The sequence below is a fragment of the Vibrio diazotrophicus genome, from assembly GCF_038452265.1.
Lineage (GTDB): Bacteria > Pseudomonadota > Gammaproteobacteria > Enterobacterales > Vibrionaceae > Vibrio > Vibrio diazotrophicus.
This window is the reverse complement of the sequence record NZ_CP151842.1, coordinates 2225638-2247409: the sequence shown is the minus strand read 5'-3', so window position 1 is coordinate 2247409 and position 21772 is coordinate 2225638. Positions and strand designations below refer to the sequence as shown.

The 21772-nt window shown below is 42.9% G+C and carries 19 protein-coding genes and 1 other RNA gene; 8 read left to right on the top strand and 12 right to left on the bottom strand.

Features of this window, described 5'->3' with window-relative positions; translation table 11 throughout:
- Positions 1 to 3 precede the first annotated feature (3 nt).
- Positions 4 to 600 (bottom strand): TetR/AcrR family transcriptional regulator, encoded by a 597-nt coding sequence (locus AAGA51_RS10200; RefSeq protein ID WP_042483484.1) that lies wholly within the window; start codon positions 598 to 600, stop codon positions 4 to 6.
- A 272-nt stretch (positions 601 to 872) separates the two neighbouring features.
- On the opposite strand from AAGA51_RS10200, the gene AAGA51_RS10195 reads away from it, so the two are divergent.
- From AAGA51_RS10195 to AAGA51_RS10185, 3 genes are all read left to right on the top strand, one after another.
- Positions 873 to 1745, top strand: coding sequence for a Tim44 domain-containing protein (locus AAGA51_RS10195; protein ID WP_042483481.1), 873 nt, complete (start codon positions 873 to 875; stop codon positions 1743 to 1745).
- A gap of 138 nt (positions 1746 to 1883) precedes the next feature.
- On the top strand, positions 1884 to 2201 hold the full coding sequence (locus tag AAGA51_RS10190; RefSeq protein WP_042483479.1) for a DUF1244 domain-containing protein: 318 nt from the start codon (positions 1884 to 1886) through the stop codon (positions 2199 to 2201).
- Between the two features lie 258 nt (positions 2202 to 2459).
- The gene (locus AAGA51_RS10185) at positions 2460 to 3500 is read left to right on the top strand and encodes an IS481-like element ISVvu4 family transposase (protein WP_000903432.1); all 1041 of its coding nucleotides are present in this window, start codon (positions 2460 to 2462) and stop codon (positions 3498 to 3500) included.
- Positions 3501 to 3560: 60 nt separating this feature from the next.
- Here the strand turns inward: AAGA51_RS10185 and AAGA51_RS10180 are convergent, their stop codons facing one another.
- From AAGA51_RS10180 to AAGA51_RS10155, 6 genes are all read right to left on the bottom strand, one after another.
- Complete coding sequence (locus AAGA51_RS10180) at positions 3561 to 4250, bottom strand: response regulator (protein ID WP_042490124.1); 690 nt, start codon at positions 4248 to 4250, stop codon at positions 3561 to 3563.
- Positions 4237 to 5865, bottom strand: a complete 1629-nt coding sequence (locus AAGA51_RS10175; RefSeq protein ID WP_167828624.1) for an ATP-binding protein — start codon at positions 5863 to 5865, stop codon at positions 4237 to 4239. Before AAGA51_RS10175 ends, AAGA51_RS10180 begins: the two co-directional genes overlap by 14 nt.
- Before the next feature lie 216 nt (positions 5866 to 6081).
- On the bottom strand, positions 6082 to 8655 hold the full coding sequence (gene acnB / locus AAGA51_RS10170) for a bifunctional aconitate hydratase 2/2-methylisocitrate dehydratase (RefSeq protein WP_042490127.1): 2574 nt from the start codon (positions 8653 to 8655) through the stop codon (positions 6082 to 6084).
- Between the two features lie 49 nt (positions 8656 to 8704).
- A complete protein-coding gene (locus tag AAGA51_RS10165; RefSeq protein ID WP_042490130.1) occupies positions 8705 to 10018 on the bottom strand; it encodes a CitMHS family transporter in 1314 nt (437 codons plus the stop codon).
- Between the two features lie 337 nt (positions 10019 to 10355).
- Positions 10356 to 10823 (bottom strand): AraC family transcriptional regulator, encoded by a 468-nt coding sequence (locus tag AAGA51_RS10160; protein WP_052404644.1) that lies wholly within the window; start codon positions 10821 to 10823, stop codon positions 10356 to 10358.
- Between the two features lie 97 nt (positions 10824 to 10920).
- The gene (locus AAGA51_RS10155; protein ID WP_042490134.1) at positions 10921 to 11988 is read right to left on the bottom strand and encodes a PLP-dependent cysteine synthase family protein; all 1068 of its coding nucleotides are present in this window, start codon (positions 11986 to 11988) and stop codon (positions 10921 to 10923) included.
- A 119-nt stretch (positions 11989 to 12107) separates the two neighbouring features.
- Between AAGA51_RS10155 and AAGA51_RS10150 the strand changes: the two genes are divergently transcribed.
- Complete coding sequence (locus AAGA51_RS10150) at positions 12108 to 12572, top strand: Lrp/AsnC family transcriptional regulator (protein WP_042490136.1); 465 nt, start codon at positions 12108 to 12110, stop codon at positions 12570 to 12572.
- 207 nt (positions 12573 to 12779) lie between these two features.
- Here the strand turns inward: AAGA51_RS10150 and tesB are convergent, their stop codons facing one another.
- The gene (tesB, locus tag AAGA51_RS10145) at positions 12780 to 13640 is read right to left on the bottom strand and encodes an acyl-CoA thioesterase II (RefSeq protein WP_042490138.1); all 861 of its coding nucleotides are present in this window, start codon (positions 13638 to 13640) and stop codon (positions 12780 to 12782) included.
- Positions 13641 to 13907: 267 nt separating this feature from the next.
- Here tesB and AAGA51_RS10140 point away from each other — a divergent pair, with 267 nt between their 5' ends.
- Entirely contained in the window at positions 13908 to 14342 is a 435-nt protein-coding gene (locus AAGA51_RS10140) for a YbaY family lipoprotein (RefSeq protein WP_042490140.1), read from the top strand.
- Between the two features lie 44 nt (positions 14343 to 14386).
- Here the strand turns inward: AAGA51_RS10140 and AAGA51_RS10135 are convergent, their stop codons facing one another.
- Positions 14387 to 14689, bottom strand: coding sequence for an MGMT family protein (locus AAGA51_RS10135; RefSeq protein ID WP_042490143.1), 303 nt, complete (start codon positions 14687 to 14689; stop codon positions 14387 to 14389).
- Positions 14690 to 15024: 335 nt separating this feature from the next.
- Between AAGA51_RS10135 and AAGA51_RS10130 the strand changes: the two genes are divergently transcribed.
- Together AAGA51_RS10130 and ffs are read left to right on the top strand one after the other, a co-directional pair.
- The gene (locus tag AAGA51_RS10130; RefSeq protein WP_042490145.1) at positions 15025 to 17031 is read left to right on the top strand and encodes a GGDEF domain-containing protein; all 2007 of its coding nucleotides are present in this window, start codon (positions 15025 to 15027) and stop codon (positions 17029 to 17031) included.
- 146 nt (positions 17032 to 17177) lie between these two features.
- Positions 17178 to 17274, top strand: an RNA gene (gene ffs / locus AAGA51_RS10125) — signal recognition particle sRNA small type.
- Between the two features lie 90 nt (positions 17275 to 17364).
- On the opposite strand, the gene AAGA51_RS10120 is transcribed toward ffs, so the two are convergent.
- Positions 17365 to 17943, bottom strand: a complete 579-nt coding sequence (locus AAGA51_RS10120; RefSeq protein ID WP_042490146.1) for a TetR/AcrR family transcriptional regulator — start codon at positions 17941 to 17943, stop codon at positions 17365 to 17367.
- Between the two features lie 98 nt (positions 17944 to 18041).
- On the opposite strand from AAGA51_RS10120, the gene AAGA51_RS10115 reads away from it, so the two are divergent.
- On the top strand, positions 18042 to 18506 hold the full coding sequence (locus AAGA51_RS10115; RefSeq protein WP_042490148.1) for an HPP family protein: 465 nt from the start codon (positions 18042 to 18044) through the stop codon (positions 18504 to 18506).
- Between the two features lie 263 nt (positions 18507 to 18769).
- On the opposite strand, the gene AAGA51_RS10110 is transcribed toward AAGA51_RS10115, so the two are convergent.
- Complete coding sequence (locus tag AAGA51_RS10110; RefSeq protein ID WP_042490150.1) at positions 18770 to 20158, bottom strand: GH32 C-terminal domain-containing protein; 1389 nt, start codon at positions 20156 to 20158, stop codon at positions 18770 to 18772.
- Between the two features lie 53 nt (positions 20159 to 20211).
- Positions 20212 to 21579 (bottom strand): sucrose-specific PTS transporter subunit IIBC, encoded by a 1368-nt coding sequence (locus AAGA51_RS10105; RefSeq protein WP_042490152.1) that lies wholly within the window; start codon positions 21577 to 21579, stop codon positions 20212 to 20214.
- Positions 21580 to 21772 lie beyond the last annotated feature (193 nt).

Below are 21772 nucleotides of genomic sequence, written 5' to 3'. Positions count from 1 at the left end.
TTATTAGTGTGACCATTTACTCAAGTAGTTAGAGAGTAGATTCTGAATCAGCTTCTTGCCATCAATCGGTTCGTTTGCAAAAAATTTGTCGTCAACGCTCAGCAAGGTAATACCATGCACACCAGCCCAAAGCACACGGCTTGCTTGTAATACTTCGCGAGGAGAACGCTGCGGTGCAAATATTGTAAGCAAATCTTCCAGCATACTGGTCATGTTATCAATGCGTTCAGCCTGCCATTCTGGGAGAGCTTCACCGTTCATCTTATGTTCGAATATAAGTTGCCAACGGTGAGGGTTTCTCTGTGCGAAATCGTGGTAACAATAGGCAAGTTCGTAGAGGGCTTGTTCAGAGTCGTGACACTGGCTGACCACTTCATTAGCTTCCAGAGCCAGTTCATCTAGAGTCTGAGCAACCACATGAAGTAACAATAAGTTATAGCTGCCGAACACATTGACTAATGTACTTGGTACATAACCAATCATGTTTGCTACTTTACGCAAACTGAGTTCGTGATAGGAATGTTCAGTTAAAAAATCCTTTACGGAACTGAGTGTGAGAGTGATCAATTCCTCTCGTGTGTGATCGTTTCGTCTCGCCATAGCCGGAATAGAATAATGAACAACGTTCGATATTCTAATAAGCATGGTCTGGGGCGTCAAACATTAGGTTTGCAATATTCTGATACAAGTCCTCACTGTAAAAGCGTTTTATTGTCTGAGTGAAGTGGATATGATGTGTTACAAATATAGGTAACCCCGTCTTAATTGAAGCCGCAGCAGTGTTGGCTATACATAGTCGCCTTACTACACTCCAATGAGTTTGGGTATAAACACTATTGCACCCTCGTACAAATATAACGTGAAGGATAAGTATGAAACGTCTGTTCTCGCTGATCGCACTGCTGATGGTTTCTGTCGCTGTCTCACCGATAGCTGAAGCCAAAAAGTTTGGTGGCGGTAAGTCATTTGGTAAGAGTTTTAAAACAGCTCCTGCTCCTAAGCAGCAAAGCCAAAACACAAGTACCATCAACAAAGATACTTCTAAAGCTGCGCAAACTTCAGGCAAAAAAGGTCTGATGGGCGGTCTGTTAGGTGGTTTGCTAGCAGGTGGTTTATTAGCTGCATTCTTCGGTGGAGCGTTTGAGGGTATTCAGTTCCTAGATATTCTTATCATGGGCTTGATTGCTTACTTCGCATTTAAGTTCTTGCGCAGCATGCTGGCCGCAAAACAGGGCAGCATGAACCAGAATCAACAGCAGCCGGCTTTCGGCGGTGTTAACCGCAACATGCATGAGCAACCAAACGTACATAACTTTGAGCAGCCACAAGCAGCGGGCGGTTTCGGTACGACAGCAACAAGTGACGTACCGCACAACTACCCACCGGGTTTTGATCAAGCGGCTTTCATCAGTGGCTCTCGTGAACACTACCGTATTCTTCAAGGCGCTTGGAACTTCAATCAGCTTGAAACTATTGAAGAGTATGTTTCACCAAGTCTATTCGCTGATCTGAAAGAAGAGCGTGCGAAGCTAGAAGGTGAGCAACACACAGACGTAATGTATGTAGATGCTGAAATTGTTCGCGCAGACTACGATGCAGATAAAGCTCAACTTAGCCTTCAGTTTAGCGGTCGCTACCGTGACACTGTAGAAGGTATCGAAGAGAATATCGAAGATATCTGGCACCTAGAGCGCGATCTGACAGTGCCAAATGCACCTTGGTTGATTGTTGGTATTCAAGCTTAATCAATCAATTAAGTCACAAAATTGCTTTTATATAACGCCCGAGCTTGTCTTGGGCGTTTTTTTATTGGCATGATAAGCAACAATCTAACCAGACAACGTAACGTTGAGTGGTAAAGTCAAACAAGAAAGGGAAATATCATGGCTGAATTCAAATACAAAAACCTAAGCCAAGAAGAACAAGACAAGCTTGATGCGGCAGTGTTTCGTCGTCTATTGGCGCACCTAGATGAAAATAAAGACGTTCAAAACATTGATTTAATGATACTTGCTGGTTTCTGCCGCAACTGCTTCTGTAAGTGGTATCAAGCCGAAGCGGAAAGTGCAGGGACAGACTTGTCGATTGATGATGCTCGTGAACGTGTGTACGGCATGACTTATGATGAGTGGAAAGCAAATCACCAACTGCCAGCAACACCAGAGCAACTCGCTGCGTTTGAAGCAAAGCAGAAAAAATAGAAACTTAGGGAAATAAAAAGCCGCCAGTGTTGTCAGTCATTTAGGTTCTATATGTTGTTTGATAACTGACATGGTTGGTGGCTTTTTTGCCAGGCACATTTTTAACTGAGCATAGGCTAAGTCATTGCTTGAGGCGTAATCGTACATCAAGTGTATTAGTTCCGACTAGATCTGACACTTCAATTTGAAAAGAAGAGAGTTACCCACTTTGATTAAAGGTGCTTAATCACTAATCAAAGACAAAAAGAGGTAACTCTCATGCTTCATACTAGCAATCCAATTATCAAACACAAAGCGGGCCTTCTCAATCTTGCAGAAGAACTCGGTAATGTATCTAGAGCCTGTAAGGTTATGGGGGTATCAAGAGATACTTTCTACCGTTATCAAGAGTTGGTTGAGACGGGGGGTATTGATGCTCTGATTAACCGTAGCCGAAGAGCACCGAATTTGAAGAACCGTGTTGATAGTGAAACTGAGCAAGCCGTTATCAAATACGCCATCGACTTCCCAGCTCATGGACAAGTTAGAACGAGTAATGAATTACGTAAATTGGGAGTGTTTATCTCTCCAAGTGGCGTACGCTCAATCTGGCTTCGCAATGACCTAGAGAACTTCAAGAAACGTCTTATCGCACTGGAGAAACAGGTCGCAGAGAACGGTATTATCCTAACAGACGAGCAAGTTGCGGCTCTTGAGCGTAAGAAGCACGATGATGAGGCTTGTGGTGAGATAGAAACAGCGCATCCAGGTTATCTCGGCTCTCAAGACACATTCTATGTTGGCAACTTGAAAGGTGTTGGTCGCATCTATCAACAAACCTTCGTTGATACCTACAGTAAAGTCGCCTTTGCCAAGCTCTACACAACGAAAACACCAATCACCGCAGCGGATATATTGAATGATAAGGTTCTACCGTTCTTTGAGGCGCATGAACTGCCAATGCTGCGAATCTTGACTGACCGAGGCACTGAATACTGTGGTCGTGTTGAGCAGCACGATTACCAGCTCTACCTAGCCATTAATGATATCGACCACACGAAAACTAAAGCGATGTCACCACAAACAAATGGTATCTGCGAGCGCTTCCACAAGACCATATTGAATGAGTTCTACCAAGTGACATTCAGAAAGAAACTGTATGGTTCTATCGAAGAGTTGCAGAAAGATCTGGACGAATGGATGGACTACTACAACAATCACCGTACTCATCAAGGAAAAATGTGCTGTGGCAGAACGCCGATAGAAACATTAGAGGATGGGAAATCAATCTGGGCTGAAAAGAATCTAGCCCAGATATAATCTGACAGGCACCAAGTCGAAAAGTGGGTAACTGTCAGATCAGGTCTGAATTAGTACACATCAAGTCATCGTTTTTTTTCTAAATCGCCTTTCTGGGCGTCCAATCTTTCCGTGGCATATTTCTGCTTCAAGGTAACCAGAAAGAATACAATACTCCAGATAACGTCTCGCTGTCGTTTTGCTGATTTCAGCTTCCATTAACAAAGTGTCGGCAGTATGGACAACACTGTCATCACTAAACACATCTTTTATTTTCTCTAGTGTTAGTTCATCAATTCCTTTCGGTAGGCTTTCACTAACTTTCCCTGGTTTGGATTGAAAATTAAGCATTAAATCGACATATTTCTGGCTAACCGAGTCAGTGGATTTTAATGTACTTTTGTAATTCAAATATCGACTGAGTGAGTCTTCAAGTCTGCTGTATGAGATAGGCTTTAACAGATAATCAAAACTACCAGCTCTAATTGCCTTACTGACGGTATCCATATCACTGGCTGCGGTGACAAATATGATATCTGGCGGGTTCTCTTTTGCGTTGATGTCCTTCATCAATTCAATACCTTTTCCATCAGGAAGGTAGTTATCCAGTATGATTAAATCTGGCTTGATAATAGCTATCATGCTTTTCGCTTCTCTTATGCTTTTTGCTATACCAACAGCAACAAATTTTTGGGTATGACGAAGGAATTCTGCATGAAACTCCGCGATGTTCGTTTGGTCTTCAACAATTAAAACGTTAAACACCTTCATACGATGTATCCTCTTGTTTACGAAATTTAGGAATATAAATTGAAAATACGGCTCCTTGAGGTTCTGCCTCTTCCATTAGTAAAGTACCGCCAGCTTTGGCGACGTAATTACTAACCAAATGCAATCCGATGCCATGGCCTTCTTCTTTTTTTGATGAAACGCCTCGAGTAATAAGCTCTTCAGGATCCCGACCTTCAAATCCAATCCCATTGTCGCTAACAACAAGGATCAGTTCTTGGCTTCTGTCATTAATGAACAAAGAGATAATTTTATTACTGCCTGGATTTTTGATACTGGACTCAAAAGCGTTATCAAGGACATTTCCTAGAAGAGCGCATAATTCATCCTCTTTTATCTTCCAGTCACCACCATCCAGAGCGGACATAGGATCTATTTCCAACGTCAAGCCGAGTTCTTCAGCGCGACTGATTTTGCCCAGAAGTAGGCCCGCAATAATTCTCGGTTTAAATATTTGGGAGACCATATCAATTAAGCCCTGACGCTTATTATTGGTACTTTCCAGAAGCTCAAGAGCCTTTTGGTATTCGCCTATTTGTAACAGTCCACTTAGTGTAGAGAGTTGATTATTGTGCTCGTGGCGAATAACGCGCAGATTGTCTAGATAGTGCTGAACCTGAGCTAATTGAGTGGTAAGCGTTGTTATATTGTCCCGCTTACGAAGGCTAACTACGGTACCTAACACACCGTTTTCATCGGACATTTTGACCCTTGTAGCGATAAACGTCTCTCCATTGCAGGTCATCAATTCATCATTCACGTCTGGGATATTTTCGTTTTCTTTGCAAGGCATGAAAAAACCAGCAGGAGTTACGAACTCCTGAATAGATCTGCCTGTTAGGTGTGATGGGTCTTTAGTGATACCTAGCATCTCAATTGCAGACCGATTGATATTTAGAATGGTTCCGTTGTTCTTGGTCGCGATAATACCCTCGTACATGGTCTGCATGATGCTGGTTTTGATTTGTAAGGATTGCGCGATCTCTTTAGGCTCCATATTAAACATCTGTTTTTTAATATGGTTTGAAAAATTATAGGCTCCCCAAATCGTCAGTATCGTTGCGATAACAATGCCACTCAATATGGGTAAAGAGTATTCAAATATGCGGTCACTCAGCTTGCTGACTAAATAACCCACAGAGACCACACCAATAATTTTATTTCCTGCAATTACAGGTGTTTTCCCTCGAATGGAAAGGCCAGATTGTCCCTTTTTTACAGAGACATAGCTTCTTCCCAATACCAGCGCATCATAGTTATCGCCGCTGGTGATTTTCTCACCGATATAATCGGGGTTCGGGTGATAAAGACGTAATCCCTGACGATCAGCAATAACGATATAATCGGCATCGCTTAATTCGTTTCTACGACTGAAAATATCGGAGATTTGTGGTTGATTAATGTTCTTCAATCCAGAAATAACAGCAGGGTCGGAAGCAATTTCTTTTGCCTGTACTAACGCCTTCGAACCAACCTGTTCAACAATTGTTTTTTCAAAAATATAGAGAAACAGTCCGCTTTGAGAACAGATAAGGGTGATAAAAAAGAGAGACAGCATTAATGCTACACGGGTACGAAATTTGAGCTTATTAAGCAAAACACAATCCATCTTTATCTTCGATGCCTTTTCGTCGACATGGCAATTATTAAGATTGTGAATAGTAGGGCATTGATGAATTGAATTCGGTGATTAACCGCAACTTATATGTGGTTTTAATGGTTTTATGGGGTTTAATACTTTCAATGTAAATAAACCATGCTGTGCCACATTGATCAAAGCGACAGCAGCATGGTTTATGCAGTAGCCTAATCGCTAAGCCATTTGACGAATAACCAGTTCTTTTGGTTGTTGATACTCTGGCATGGTATTGAAGTTTAGGTAGCGATAAATGTCTTGTTCACTACCTCTTAATGGCGCTGTTATTGCGGTATATTCTTCAATGGTTGGTAATCGGCCCAACATTGCAGCCACGGTTGCCAGTTCAGCAGACCCCAAATAAACCTGAGTGCCTTTACCCAAACGGTTAGGGAAGTTTCGGGTTGAGGTTGAAATTGCCGTTGAATTTTCTGCAATCTGAGCCTGATTACCCATACAGAGTGAACAGCCTGACATTTCGGTTCTGACACCACGACGAGCAAAAATGTTATACCAGCCTTCTCTCATTAACTGCGACTGATCCATTTTAGTCGGCGGAGCTATCCAAGTTTTGCTGCGGTTTGCTCCTTCCCAGTTTTCTAAAATCTTACCAGCAGCTCTGAAATGTCCGATATTGGTCATGCAGGAACCGATAAACACCTCATCTATGGTCGTATTTGCCACCTGTGAAAGCGGTTTAACATCATCGGGGTCATTGGGACAACAGAGTAGAGGTTCGGTGATCTCACTGATATCTATTTCGAGTATGGCTGCATATTCAGCGTCAGCATCGGCCTTAAGCAGCACAGGGTTGTCCAACCAGTTTTGCATTTCCTGAATGCGTTTTTCCAATGTTTGCTTGCATTCATAACCTTGGCTAATCATCCAATTTAGCAGAGTGATATTCGATTTAAGGTAGGTTTCTACACTTTGCTGTTGCAAAACGATCGTGCAGCCTGCTGCTGAACGTTCAGCTGTTGCGTCTGCGAGCTCAAACGCCTGTTCGGCAGATAGGTCAGTCAGACCGTCTATTTCAATTACTTTGCCAGCAAAAATATTTACCTTGTTGGTCTTTTCAACCGACAGCAATCCCGATTTTGTCGCAAAGTATGGAATCGCGTGTACGAGATCACGTAGCGTTATGCCTTCTCTCATTTCGCCTTTAAAACGAACGAGAACCGATTCTGGCATATCCAGTGGCATCATTCCGGTGGCTGCTGCGAAAGCAACTAAACCAGAACCAGCAGGAAAAGAAATACCAAGTGGGAAACGGGTATGTGAATCACCACCTGTACCGACCGTATCTGGCAGAATCATTCGATTTAGCCACGAATGGATGACGCCGTCACCTGGTTTGATCGCCACACCATTACGTTCTTCAAAGAAAGTGGGCATCGTTTTGTGGTTTTCTGCGTCAATGGGGCGCGGATAGGGCGCAGTGTGACAGAAAGTCTGAAGTACAAGGTCCGCATTAAATTTTAAGCATGCTAGGTCTTTGATTTCATCTCTCGTCATTGGTCCAGTTGTGTCTTGCGAACCGACAGAACTGACTTTGGGCTGACAGTATTGTCCAGGGTAAACTCCCTCTAAACCACAGGCCTTACCAACGATTTTTTGAGCAAGTGTATATCCGCCTTTTCTTGTGATCTGTTCGGGACGAACAAATACGTCACTGATAGGCATACCTAACATCTCTCTACAGTCATCGGTAAGTTGACGTCCAAGAATGAGAGGAATACGTCCACCGGCTCTTACGCTGTCGAATATCGATGGTTTAACCTCAAATGTGGTTATCAGATTGCCACTCGAGTTGTCTCTGATTTCACCCTTATAAGGGTAGATATCAATTAACTGCCCAGATTCAAGTTGAGAGACATCCGTTTGAATAGGCAGAGCGCCTGCATCTTCAAGCGTGTTGTAGAAAATAGGAGCTATGGTTCCGCCAATGACAACGCCACCAAATCGCTTGTTCGGTACGTAAGGGATATCTTTACCAATCCACCAGATCACGGAATTCGCAGCCGATTTCCGAGAAGAGCCGGTGCCGACAACATCGCCGACAAACGCCACTGGGTGTCCATTTTCTTTTAGACCTGCAATGAACTCCAATGGTTTATCAGTCATTCCCTCTCGGGGGTTCTTCAACATTGCTTGTGCATGCAAAGGAATATCTGGTCGAGACCATGCATCTTGAGCCGGAGATAAGTCGTCAGTATTAATTTCACCAGGTACCTTGAAGATATTCACCGTAATTTTTTCTTCTAAGGCTGGTCTGCTTAGAAACCAAGACGCGTTCGCCCAATTTTTCAGCACTTCTTTCGCAGCTTGATTTTCCTCTGCGAGTTTTACAACCTCTTCCAGAGCATCAAAAATCAGAATGGTGCTCTTAAGAGCTTCTATAGCATGGGATGAAAGTTGCTGATGGCTTAGTAGCTCAACCAAAGGGGCAATATTATATCCGCCTTGCATAGTACCGAGTAGTTTGACGGCCTCTGTTGCTGAGATCACGCTAGAAGTTAGTTCACCAAAAGCCAGTTTACTTAAGTACTCGGCTTTCACTTTTGCTGCTTCATCAACACCGGGTGGTACTCGTGTAGAGAGGAGTGTTTTTAACTCAATCGCTAGGTGAGCTTCGATATTTGCCTTTTGCAATTCGTTAATCAGCTCTAAGGTGTCGTTAGAATCAAGAGGTTTAGGACAAATGTTGTTTGCCTCTCTCTCTTTTTTCATTTCATAGTAATTACGTAGCATTGGTTGTTCCTTTAAATATTAACTTGTGAATGTCACTAATCTATTTGAGTTAGAACATGCCAATAACCCAAGCAAAGGCGAACATGATGAGACCGACGATCCATAAGCCGAAGAAGCTATAACGGATGTGATCTTTCAGTTCAATATTTGTCAGACCTATACCTAGGTAAGTTGCTGGAACAAGTGGGCTGATAAGCAGTGATAGGTTTTTACCAATGAGCATAGCAATTGCCATTGTCATGCTGGTAATGCCGTAGTTTTCACCAACTTTGATCGCCAAAGGTAGAAGTCCATAAAAATAAGAATCAGTACCAAGCATGGTGCCTAAAGGTAATGCTATAACGCCCATGATAATGTGTAGGAAATGTGCGATAGAACTTGGAATGATTTCTAGTAGAGGTACTGTCATGGCTTCGAGCATGCCGCTTTTCCCTAGCACACCAACCATGATACCGGCAGCGAGCATGACAGCTGCCACATCCAGCGCTGCTGGAGCATGAGCTTTCATGCGACGTTTCTGCTCTTTAACATTCGGGTAGTTCACAATTAATGCCGCACATACACCTAGCATGAAAGTGAAATAAGTTGGGAAAGTATTTAATAGCAGAAGAGTGAGTAGAACTAGTGTGATAGTAAGGTTTGCCCAAGTACGATCATAGCGCTTAAGTTTTAAGGCTTCCTCGTCCTGCTCTTTAACTTCAACATCACCGCTAACTTCGTTTACCACGAGGTCAACGCGACCAGCGTTATGGAATTTTTTCTCGCGGATACCCATGACTATTGCAAGACCAATTGTTGCAAATATGCCCATTACCTGAAGAGGAATCATAGTGCGCCATAGAGAGGTTGGATCAATGCCTAATACCACTGCTGCACGTGCCACTGGTCCACCCCAAGGAAGCAGGTTCATTACACCCATACCACAACCAACGATCAGCAGTAGTAAGTGTGGACGAATATTCAGTTTCTTATATACAGGAAGCATTGCAGGTACTGTTACAAGTACCGTGGTGACTGTTGCTCCATCAAGATGTGAGATGATACCGATAACCGCTGTAGCGATAGCGATGGCTACAACATTGGTGCCAGCTTTGGATACCAGTTTGTTAACCAATCCATCAAACATACCAGCATCAGACATTATGCCGAAGAAGGTGACAGAGAAGATAAATAACACGGCCATCTTACTGGTTTTTTTTATGCCAAATTCAATAAAAGAAACGACTTCTTCGACTGAGAATCCAGCCAAAAAAGCGGCGAGTACTGGGACAGTTATAAATACGACGACAGGTATAGTGCGTCCTTTAAACAGGAAATACATGATGGTTGCCAACATCAGGAATCCCGAAAGTGCCATAAGCATGGTATTGCTCCTTATAATAGTAGGGTTTAGTTTTTAAGCTGGAGTGATTTTCGGGAAATAAGCGCGAGGCGAATGTGAATTGACTCAAAACGAAATTTTGTTTCTAAGGCTCAAACGGTTTTTAAGTTACAAACTCGCTTTAGAATTCGGAGTAAATAAAAAAGTTGGGAAAGAAAGCTAATAAGGACAGTTAGTAGGGCAGAGTGATAAGCGGCATTCGCGCCAAGGTAAGGACATATACATAGAAAGTATAAAGCCGCCAGTGTTGCCCTCTACGGAGAATAGGAACAACATCGTTGACGGCAATACTGCTGAGAATGAGTAAATTAAAGGCTGACTATTTTAGAGGTAAATAAACATCGGTTTGCAAAGCGTTTTTGTCGGTGTCTGGAGCAATATTCAGGTAATGGAAAAAACAAGGTTTACCACTTGGCTGTTCGCCGCTGGTGGGTAACCAGTTTCTATACAGCTTATAGACTGTTTGGCTGATCAGATCCAAACTGCCGTAGTGTCTTAGTACGGCACATTTGCCACCTGTCAGCATGCCGTTAACCACACCGAAACGATTGTCAGGAATGTCTTCTTCGACACTTCCTGCGATATCAAAACGAAAATTTTTGTTGTCCGTTTCGTTAGGGTCACTGTATGGAATACCGAAGGTGTCACTGGTTGCGATAGGGGACAACCCCGTTTCTTTACGCCATGCTACGAAATTTTCCACACTGTTCATCAACTGCTCAGGGGCTCCTTGATGAGTATAAATGGCTACTTTTCTCGGCGTAAATTCAACAATTCGCACTTGCACTGTGGTTCTCCAGATTTTTCTTTATTCAACAAGACTATAAAAGAAAAGTGACAATAAATCTGTCTCTCGGTTCTTAATTCACGCTATGAGAAAGTTATTACTCTAGTTCACCGGTTCTAGAGAAAATTTCTAGTTTTGCTAAGTATGGAGAAAGATCGCCAATGTTTTTCGCTACCCAATCCGCGTTGTAATAGGTATCAAGGTAACGTTCGCCGCTGTCACATAGCAAAGTTACAATAGATCCTGTCTCACCTTTGCGTTTCATTTCACAGGCAAGCTGCAAGACACCGTAGAGGTTGGTACCAGTCGATGCACCGGCTTTTCTGCCAAGAATGCCTTCTAACCAGTGAACTGTTGCGACACTTGCGGCGTCGGGGATTTGAAGCATTTCATCGACGACATTGGGAATAAAACTCGGTTCTACACGTGGGCGACCTATGCCCTCAATTTTACTGCCGCAATCTAGTTTGATGTCTGGGTTACGGGTTTTATAGAAATCGAAGAACACCGAGTTCTGCGGATCTACAACGCACAATTTAGTGTCGTATTGTTGATAGCGAATAAAGCGCCCTATAGTTGCGGAAGTGCCGCCAGTTCCCGGGCTCATCACAATCCAAGCTGGTACTGGGTGGTCTTCCATTTTCATCTGGCTATAGATGCTATCTGCAATATTGCTGTTACCACGCCAGTCTGTTGCTCTTTCAGCATAGGTAAACTGATCCATGTAATGACCATTCAGCTCTGCGGCTAAACGGCGTGATTCTGCATAGATCTGATCAGAACGGTCGACTAAATGTGCCTTACCACCGTAAAACTCAATTTGTTCGATTTTTTTAATTGCCGTGCACTTAGGCATGACGGCAATAAAAGGCAAACCGAGCAAACGAGCAAAGTACGCTTCTGAAACAGCAGTGCTGCCAGAAGAGGATTCGATAATTGGGGTCTCTGGACCAATCCAACCGTTACAAATGGCGTAGAGAAACAGCGAGCGGGCAAGGCGGTGCTTTAGGGAACCAGTTGGGTGGGTACTTTCATCTTTCAGATATATATCAATGCCCTGTAAACACGGTAAATCAAGTTTGATTAAATGAGTGTCAGCAGAACGTTGATAGTCAGCTTCGATTTTTCGAATTGCGCTGTTTATCCATTGATGGTCGGTACACATGTTTTTTCTCCCTAAAGTTTATATTCATAATCTAGCGATTTATCAGGAGAAAAACTTTGCTAATTTTTTCGTGTTTGTTTAATTTTGGAGAAAATAATTCTCTCTAAGTGGGTTTTTGTATGGCTTTGGATAAGGTTGATCGCAAAATATTGGCAATATTGCAGCAGGACAGTACGGTTTCTCTTAATGATTTGGCGGAAGCAGTGAACTTAACGACCACGCCATGTTGGAAACGTCTCAAGAAGTTGGAAGAGTCAGGCATCATTGCTAAGCGCGTCGCTTTGCTGAATCCGGAATCACTGGGCCTATGCTTTACCGTGTTTGTTTTGGTTCAGACCAGCGATCATTCCCATGAGTGGTATCGGAAGTTTGTCGCAACCGTGGAGGAATTCCCTGAAGTGATGGAGTTCTATCGTATGGCGGGGGAGTATGACTACATGATGAAAGTGCTGGTCAAAGACATGAAAGACTATGACCAGTTCTATAAAAAACTGGTCAACAGTGTTGCAGGTCTTAACAACGTGACTTCAACATTTGCCATGGAATCGTTGAAATACACCACTGAGCTACCGTTAGGTCATTAATCTTGGCCAACACAGAGGGTAGTTAACCGAATATCCAAGCAATGAGCAGAATGACGGCCAGCATCACGCCAAACGCTTTGAGTAGTGGTTTGATTTCAGTAGAGCCACCTTTCGGTGGTTGGTTACAACAGCCCATAATTTCCTCCGATTAGGTCAAGGATATGCCATTAGAGTAATCCTTAACCTAAGGGGAGAGTAAAGAAAAAATTAGGGCTTAAAGCGCATTACGCCTTCTTGAACAGCAGTAGCCACTAAGTGACCTTGTTGATTGTAGATTTCGCCACGCACTAAGCCACGAGTGTTGCTTGCAGTCGGGCTTTCAATGGCAAACAACAGCCATTCATCCATCTTAAATGAGCGGTGATACCAGATAGAGTGGTCGATGGTCGCTACTTGGAACTTGGGTGTAAGCAAAGTGACCTGATGCGGGTGTAACGCAGTGACTAAAAATCCCCAGTCAGAAGCATACCCCAAGATATATTGATGAATAAGCTGGTTGTCTGGCATTTGGCCGTTGGCTTTCATCCACAAATATTGTTTAGGCTCTGCCTTTTGTGGTTTGAGAGGATTGATAACCGTAACAGGGCGAATTTCAATCGGCTTTTCACCACACAGCATTTTTTGAACCTTTTCAGGAAGCAGGTGAGCTATCTGAGCGGCTAGTTCGGATTCTGAAGCAAAGTTCTCTGGCCCTGGGATATCAGGCATGGTGTTCTGGTGCTCAAAACCTTCGGCTTCTCCATGATATGAAGCGGTGAGGTAAAAAATTGGGCGTCCGTTCTGGATCGCTTTGACTCTTCGGGTACTGAAGCTTCTGCCATCACGGAGGTTTTCAACGTCATAGATAATCGGTTTTTCTGAATCACCCGGATATAGGAAATAGCTATGGAATGAGTGAACCGTACGATCTGGATCGACGGTGTAATGCGCAGCTGAGAGAGCTTGGCCTATTACTTGTCCGCCATAGACTTGAGGTAATCCTAAGTTCTCACTTTCTCCACGAAATAAGCCTTCTTCTAATTTTTCTAATTGCAGCAAGTTCAATAACTCTTGCAGAGGTTTACTCATAGCTTGTTACCCTTTCCTTATGAATCTTTATCTGACGCTGTTAGTCTGTTTATTGAGTCAATTGTTTGTCAATAGCTGACCTAGCTCCGTGACTGTCATAGGCCATCTCGGCTAATATTCATTTAACGTGTTGATTTAAAAACACAGCTATTGAATGAGTACTAAGTATATTAGTGGTAACTGAAGCAATATGACAGCCTAGGACACTGAATCTATACTGATTTGTATGAAATTAGCTTGGTCGAAAGATCTTATAAGAGAGGCAAAATGAAAAAAGTAATGCTGTTGGTAGTATCGTTGGTGGTGGGGTCTATATTTATGGTCGGTTGCCAAAGCTCTGAGGCGTCAAAGCCACAACAAAAAATCCAGTCTATTACTGGCACGGTTGCTTACCGTGAGCGAATTGCATTACCTGATGACGCGCAAGTTACCGTCGTATTGCAAGACGTATCGAAAATGGATACCGCAGCGGTAGTGATTGCAAAACAGCAATTTATTACCAACGGTCATCAAGTTCCTTTGACTTTTGATTTGGCGTACGACAGCACTAAGATTCAGGAAAACCACCGTTACAGTGTTTCTGCCCGTATTGAGGTGAACGGTAAACTGCGCTTTATTACTGACACCCAATATGCGGTTATTACCGATGATAACGCGACGACACACGTTGATTTGCGATTAATCGGTGTAGGGGCGAAATAAGCCTACTGCGATTTTAAACACGTTAATTAAAAAGAATGGCAGCTTTAGGGCTGCCATTTGTATTTCTTAAGAGATATTTTTCCGGTGCTGCTTACGGCAATGCCTTCTGCGACTAAATGTTCTCTTTGCCTCTCCCAATCGGGTCCAGTCAGCGAGATTTCACCTTTACTGTTAATGACTCTAAACCAAGGCAATTTACTTCCTTCTGGGAGGTTACCGAGCGCTTTACCAACATGTCGTGCGTATCCGGGATAACCCGCCATTTTCGCTATCTCACCATAGGTAGAAACTTTCCCTTCGGGGATTCGATAAATGACGGTGAAGATATGTGATAGAAATTGGTCCATACTGAGTCAGTCCTAGTTCTAAATTTACCAAGGATCGGTTTAAGGAGTGGGAGGGTTATTTTCAACTTTTCTGTTCAGTACTGCAATGTTAGTGAATGTAAACACCGCGGTACCCGACTTTGTATTGGTAGCTTAGGTAAACTTGTTCGCGACGACTTGGTTAACGGATTCTATTTTGCGCTGTTCTTATGAGCAGGTTGAACGAAAAGACAGCGATTAAAATCAAATCTAGTGCAAAAATATGCCGTACGGATTGCAAAAAGCTTTATGCAATCAAAGTCAGTTTCGATACTATTATTCCATATAAAAAATAAGAACTATTAATAACAACGTCTATGTCCAGAGCCATGCACATTTGCGGTTGGTTGTTGGTGCTTTTGTGTTCTTCGCAAGCACTTGCCGCTAATACAAATGATTCACATAAAGTCTATTTCGTCGCGACTGAAGCTGACGATGTAGTGTCGCGCGTTATTTTTGATGACGTCGCATATCGCTTTAATATCGATATTGAATATGTGAATTATTCGAGCTTTGACGCCATTCTAAAATCTGTTGAAGCTGGGATCAGTGACTTCGCAGCGAATGTGACTTATACCCCTGAGCGTGCCGAGCGTTTCGATTTTTCTCGCCCGACCAACATTGAATACACCTATCTATTTAGTAAAACCAATCACCATTTGGAAGATATGAATAAAGTAGGGGTACCTGCGGGAACGATTTATGGAGACTTAATTCTTCAAAATTATCCCAATATTGAGTTGATTGATTACTACGGTTCAGCGGAAGCGAAATCGCTACTTAAAAATAACAAAGTTGATGGTGTAGTAGATGCGATAAATCAACTAAAGCCGATGCTATTAGCGGGGTTTGATGCTCAGCTTCTTAACGACAGAATCTCTATTCAGCCTGTATCTATCGTGACACCAAAAGGTGAAAACACAGAACTACTGCTTGAAATCGAACGTTACGTTCATTCCGCACGAGTACAGAAGTTGCTTCGTGAATCTATCCAAAAATATCAGTTTGATATTCGTAAGCATGCGTTACGCCAAGCAGTGATAGACAGTGGTTTGAGCATTCAGCGACCGCTGAAAGTGAAGTTGGAAAACGTCAGCCCTTATGCCATTTATCATCCGGATGGTGGCGTCAGTGGTATCAGTGCAGATATCGTTTTCCGTGCCTGCGACATTTTGCTGTTGAAGTGTGAGTTAGCCAGTAAAGCTAATGAAACATGGGAGAGCATGTACAACGATATTCGCCAGCAACACATTGATATTATTGCCCCACTGACTATCACCGAGCAGCGTAAGAGCATCGTTAATTTCAGCGAGAGCTACTACCATCCTGAAGCCGTGATGATCAAAAGAGAAGGTTACAAGGATTTTGTATACAGCAATGTGTCTGAACTAATCGCAGAACGTATTGGTGTAATCAAAGACGACTTCTTTGCAGATTTGCTGCATCGAATGCTGCCGCGCAAGGAACTCGAAACATTTCTCACTCAAGAAGAATTGATTGAAGGGCTTATGACAGAGAAGGTTGACTACATTGTTATGAGCCGAGGCAATTTTAATCTCTTTTTACGTGAATCCGATCAGTTGTTGCCCTTTGTTGAGGATTCAATGATTGGCGGCTTCTATAAGTTTGATGTCGCTATCGGTTTTACCAAAACCCCTTTGGGTGAATCTTTAGCATCACTATTTAGCCGCGCTATTAAAATGATGGATACGCAGAAAATCATAAAAACGTATGATTATCAGCCCGACTGGCGTGCCACCTTAGTGGTTGAAAAGCGCTTCACTCGTCATAGCCAATGGTTATTTGCGACCGCATTTGGCCTATTAGTTATCGTTGCTTTATATCTACACAAACAATCAAATACCGATAACTTAACCAAATTGTGTAATCGTCGAGCTCTGTATCGCAGATACAGTAGAGGCTTAGCAGGTAAAATATCCGTTGTTTATCTCGACCTAAACCATTTCAAACAAATCAATGACAGTTACGGACACGAAATCGGAGACAAGGTACTAAAGCAACTTGCTCATAGAATCCAGCAAGTGTGGCAAGGGCATGCTTACCGAATTGGTGGTGACGAATTTATTTTGGTTGGTAATATAAAACGTGACCAGTTGGAAGAAATCCAAGCTTATTTGCAACGATTCGTGTTTGTTGATGTTGAGCGTGATGTGAGTTTTGATGTGACAGTGGCTATGGGCGTTTCAACAGATCGAGATAGCTATATGTCTCTGCAAGAAGTGTTGCACCAAACCGATCAAGCGATGTATGTGACAAAACATCAAAGAAATGTAGTAACACCGATTCGAATGAGACATCGATAAACGAATCCAATGCACTCGATTTGTTTAATTGGTGTCCAATTGGTTCACAATCAAAGACATTACTAGGATTTAGGCTTGCAATGATGAAGTCGATGCTTGATAATCCTTCCCACTCTTTGGCACAAACCAAAGATGCTCTATGGGGGCCCTGGTCCTCCCGCAACACTAGTTCGTAAACCTGGTCAGGTCCGGAAGGAAGCAGCCACAGCGAATGACGTGTGTGCCGGGATGTGGCTGGGGCTTCCACCCATCTAAAACACGCAAATCTCTTTTTTTATTCTCAATCAGCATTCATCTATCCTAACGTAACTCGTCAGAATACAAGCCTATCTCTTATTTACTTTGAACTTGTTGGTTCAAGCGTTCTTGAAGTACTTTTAATATCTCAAGGCAATGGGCTATCACTGTGTGGTTATCACCACTCATATATGCCGTGGTAATGGCTCCTTCTTTTAGCACACATATTGATTCTAATAATATCGGATCTTTGCTGTGAAGATGCCTTTGAATTACTTGGCGTACTTGCAGTTTGTGCTGGTTACAGAAACGAGAAATTTCACAACTAGTATCGCTAAACTCTGCGGATGTATTTATAAAAAAACACCCTCTGAAATCTCCCAACGCAGGTTCTTGATTATCAAACCAACTGGCTAACGAATTGAATAAGTTTTCGATGACACGGGCATCGGAGTCTGAATCGGAAAGCTTGCTTTCTAGCCAGTCAATAAAACGTTCATGACGTTGGTGTAAAGCCGCTAATATCAGCGCCTCTTTGCTATCAAAATCCGTATACAACGTTCTTTTCGCCACACCAGCGGATTTCAGAATTTCATTGATCCCTATGGTATTGATTCCGTTTCGATAAAAAAGCTCTAACGCTGTATCAACTAATATCTGACGTTTTTTACTCATATGCACGCTCCTTTGAAAACTATGTTGACATAAGTAGACCACTCTGTCTATTTTATAAATGTAGACAGAGTGGTCTACTAAAAGGAGAGCAACTACATATGAACAGTATTATTTTGTCAATTATTGCAGGGGTTGGAGCAAGTATTGCTATCGGTACATTGTCTTATTTTGATCATACTTTTTACGACATCGCTTTATTGATGGCGCCATTTGGTGCGACCACGGTGCTGGTGTTTGGCGTTCCAGATAGCCCATTGGCTCAGCCAAAAAACGTAATTCTAGGACATTTGCTAACGGCTTTCGTTGGGGTGTTTTTTGTTCAGTTTGTTGGCGTGTCGCCTATATGGCTAGCTTTGGCCACAGGAATAGCGGTTAGTCTGATGCTGGTAACGAAAACAACGCATCCACCAGCGGGCGCTAATCCACTGCTAATTATGTTGTCGGGACAAAGCTGGGGATTTTTGATTAGTCCAGTTCTGATTGGGGCTGTCGTTATTGTATTGGTTGGCAAAAGCGTTGGGATTGTAAGGCAGAGATGGATTTTAAATAATTCCCAGTTTTGATAGCCAATAGTACAGGGGAACCAAATCTGAAGCTTAGGTGAGATCGTGTTCTGCTTATGGACTGACTCACCTTCGTTCCTTCATTGACGAGACGAAAGTGATATTCGATTGGATAAATTGTCCAATATCGCGATTGAGGAAGTCCTCGATCATGTTCTAGGACTCGGAGCACCTAAGTTTTGCTTATGCTGATTTCGAAATGTATTAAACAAACTTAAATTTAGATGGTCATCCGGCTGTCAGATGACCATCACTGTTAGTTGTTATTGTTCCAGTTTGGACAGCACAATATTAGTTAACTCGATGTCACCGTCTGTGACTCCGAAACTAAGTTTTGTGCCCGGTTTTTGATACATTCGAACACTCAGTGCCGTGCCGCTGATGTACAGAACTGCGATATCGTCATCAACGATGATAGACAGTTTGTACTCGGTATCATTTTGTAGATTAATTGGTCGCTCCAATCCCTTATTCATATACTGGAACCAAGGCCAGTTCGGTGTTTTGTCGAAAGTAAGCTGTTTTTCGTTGAGTGAAAAACGGTATTCATACGCTTCTTCGAGTTCATTCCCATAAATGAAAATAGAGAATCCACGAGTACCTTCTGCAATTTTCACCGTTGCTTCAAGAGTAAAACAGGTTGAACTGTTCTCAGTGAGAATTTGTGTTTTATGGGTATCAATGGTTTGTAAATGGACGTCTGCCAATGCTGTCTTGACGCAAAATGCATCCAGCACTGATTTAACCGGTTTTACGCCCAGTGAGTAGTCTGGTCGTTGGTAAACTTCTTGAGGAACGAAAGTGCCTCCCCATTCATAATTGCCCAAATCGTCATCATTTTCTTTTGTTGGAACCCATCCGAAAAGAATACGATTGGTGCCATTTGTCGCTGTACGGCCGGCATAATATGCTCTGCCGTCAAAAGCATCGTCATGAGGTGCAATCCAAGGACCATCAAGGCTACGACTCATTCGATAGATCATTTTGTTTTTGTCACTGAACTCAGAAACAATCAGATACCACCACTCGCCAATTTTAAATAGCTCCGGCATTTCAATCATTGTGAACAATCCCGGATACCAGAAGTCTCCTTGAAAGTCCCACTTGTTCATATCTTTACTGGTAAAAGAAACCAAGCGACCGGTACGTTCTCTGTTATCACCTGGGGCTCTGGCTCCGAGTACCAGCAAATACTCTTCTTTCTCATCATTCCAGACAATAAAAGGGTCACGCCAAGCAAATACGTCGTAGCCTTCTTGTGGAACGATCTGTTCTGCATTGCCATTCTTTTGCCAGTTAATTAAATCATGGCTAGTTGCCTGCATGAGCTTTTGTGAAGGAATGCCTTTCTTTTTGAAAATTTTATTAGCACCAGTATAGAAAGCGGTATAGGTGTCTTGGGATGTTTGGTACACGCTGCCCGCATAGATGTATTGGTCTTGATCATCATTTGAACCATGTTCTATCGCCGTGCCATGTTCTTGATAGTGGCGAAAATCGGATGTGGTACAAAGTGACCAGCCAAAAGGTTCGCCCATCGGGCCTGGGTTACGAGTATCGCGCTGGTGGTAAAGATAAAACACACCATCTTCGCAATAGGGCATGCAGTCGCCAAACCAGTGGCCTTCGGGTTGATAAAAAATCTTATACATAAACAAATCTCTTCTTATATCTATATTTCAAAGTGAAAACGAATGACTCGTGGTTATTTTTTGTTAACCGCAGAGATGAGGTAAGAAATAACAAATGCGCCACCAAAGGCGATACACATGCCGATAATATAGTTCACCAAGCTACCTGGTTGCGTGATAACCATGCCCGGAATACCTGTCATTCCTACCGCTGTCATGCCGACTTTGGTTAATACTACGTATGCACCGCCCAAAGCACCGCCAATAAGTGCCGCAACGAATGGCTTTCCATAGCGTAAGTTCACACCGAAGATAGCCGCTTCTGTAATGCCCAACATACAGGAGATGCCAGCTGGAACGGCGATGGCCTTAACTTTGGTATCTTTTGCTTTAAATGCTACCGCAAGACATGCACCACCTTGCGCCACGTTAGCCATCGACCAGATAGGTAGCAGGAAGTTTACTCCCACTTCAGGGTTGGTTAGCAGGCCAGCTTCAATGGCATGGAAGCTGTGGTGGATACCGGTAATGACAATCATTGAGTAGGTACCGCCAAACAAAAATCCAGCAAGCCAGCCAATGTGTTCATAGATAAAGCTGAGTGAGAGAGTGATGCCATCACCGAGTGCTCGGCCGACAGGGCCTATAAACAACAACGCGACAAAACCCGTTAGGATGACCGTAACAAAAGGAGTGACGATAAGGTCGATAGAATCAGGAACAATACGGCGCAGCTGCTTCTCAACGTTACTCATAAACCAAGCAGCGAGTAGCACTGGAAAGACCGTTCCTTGATAGCCAATCATAGCCACATCAATGCCGAAAAAGTCCATGGTGTTGTAGCCGGAAGCCACTCCCCAGGCATTAGTTAACGCTGGATGAGTCAGAATGCCACCTAAAACAGCACCTAGGAACGGGTTACCGCCAAATTCTTTAGCGGAGGTAAAACCAATCAGGATCGGCAAAATTATGAATGCAGCGGAACTGCACATATCGAGCATGATAAATAATGCACTGTCTGGTGCTGCCCAGCCATTGGAACGAACAAGGCCAAGCAATCCCATTAGCAGACCTGCTGATGCTATAGCCGGAATAATAGGTACGAAAATGTTTGATAGAAGTCGGGCTATGCGCTGAAACGGATTCAGCTTTTGTGTCGCGATATTAGTGAGCTCAGCCTTTGATGTTTCACTTAATCCGATCTGGGAAACAAACTCCGCATACACTTTGTTGACTAGCCCTGTCCCAAAAATGATCTGAATTTGTCCGGCGTTGACAAAACAACCTTTAACACCTTCAACGTTATCGATTTCTGCTTGGTTTAGCTGACTATCATCAACGAGGACAAGTCTTAATCGAGTGGCACAATGAGCGGCACTGCTAATGTTCTCTTTCCCTCCCAATAAGGGAATCAAGTCTCTGGATATCTTCTCTATGTTCATATGACCACCGTATTTTTGTTTCTTTTTGGTTTAGTAATGATGTTTGCTTTGGTGATTATTCATAATGACAAATAAATAACAAATTAATCTTAACAGAATATAGATCGTGATCAATTTATTTTTATAGATACAAATTAATGACAACTTTAGAGTGGTGATGAGAAGGATGTTTGGGTTTTATAAAACTAAATTG

Coding starts and splice junctions, on each gene's coding strand:
- AAGA51_RS10200 (WP_042483484.1), bottom strand. CDS start 600: ATGGCGAGACGAAACGATCACACACGAGAGGAATTGATCACTCTCACA.
- AAGA51_RS10195 (WP_042483481.1), top strand. CDS start 873: ATGAAACGTCTGTTCTCGCTGATCGCACTGCTGATGGTTTCTGTCGCT.
- AAGA51_RS10190 (WP_042483479.1), top strand. CDS start 1,884: ATGGCTGAATTCAAATACAAAAACCTAAGCCAAGAAGAACAAGACAAG.
- AAGA51_RS10185 (WP_000903432.1), top strand. CDS start 2,460: ATGCTTCATACTAGCAATCCAATTATCAAACACAAAGCGGGCCTTCTC.
- AAGA51_RS10180 (WP_042490124.1), bottom strand. CDS start 4,250: ATGAAGGTGTTTAACGTTTTAATTGTTGAAGACCAAACGAACATCGCG.
- acnB (WP_042490127.1), bottom strand. CDS start 8,655: ATGCTACGTAATTACTATGAAATGAAAAAAGAGAGAGAGGCAAACAAC.
- AAGA51_RS10165 (WP_042490130.1), bottom strand. CDS start 10,018: ATGCTTATGGCACTTTCGGGATTCCTGATGTTGGCAACCATCATGTAT.
- AAGA51_RS10155 (WP_042490134.1), bottom strand. CDS start 11,988: ATGTGTACCGACCATCAATGGATAAACAGCGCAATTCGAAAAATCGAA.
- AAGA51_RS10150 (WP_042490136.1), top strand. CDS start 12,108: ATGGCTTTGGATAAGGTTGATCGCAAAATATTGGCAATATTGCAGCAG.
- tesB (WP_042490138.1), bottom strand. CDS start 13,640: ATGAGTAAACCTCTGCAAGAGTTATTGAACTTGCTGCAATTAGAAAAA.
- AAGA51_RS10140 (WP_042490140.1), top strand. CDS start 13,908: ATGAAAAAAGTAATGCTGTTGGTAGTATCGTTGGTGGTGGGGTCTATA.
- AAGA51_RS10135 (WP_042490143.1), bottom strand. CDS start 14,689: ATGGACCAATTTCTATCACATATCTTCACCGTCATTTATCGAATCCCC.
- AAGA51_RS10130 (WP_042490145.1), top strand. CDS start 15,025: ATGTCCAGAGCCATGCACATTTGCGGTTGGTTGTTGGTGCTTTTGTGT.
- AAGA51_RS10120 (WP_042490146.1), bottom strand. CDS start 17,943: ATGAGTAAAAAACGTCAGATATTAGTTGATACAGCGTTAGAGCTTTTT.
- AAGA51_RS10115 (WP_042490148.1), top strand. CDS start 18,042: ATGAACAGTATTATTTTGTCAATTATTGCAGGGGTTGGAGCAAGTATT.
- AAGA51_RS10110 (WP_042490150.1), bottom strand. CDS start 20,158: ATGTATAAGATTTTTTATCAACCCGAAGGCCACTGGTTTGGCGACTGC.
- AAGA51_RS10105 (WP_042490152.1), bottom strand. CDS start 21,579: ATGAACATAGAGAAGATATCCAGAGACTTGATTCCCTTATTGGGAGGG.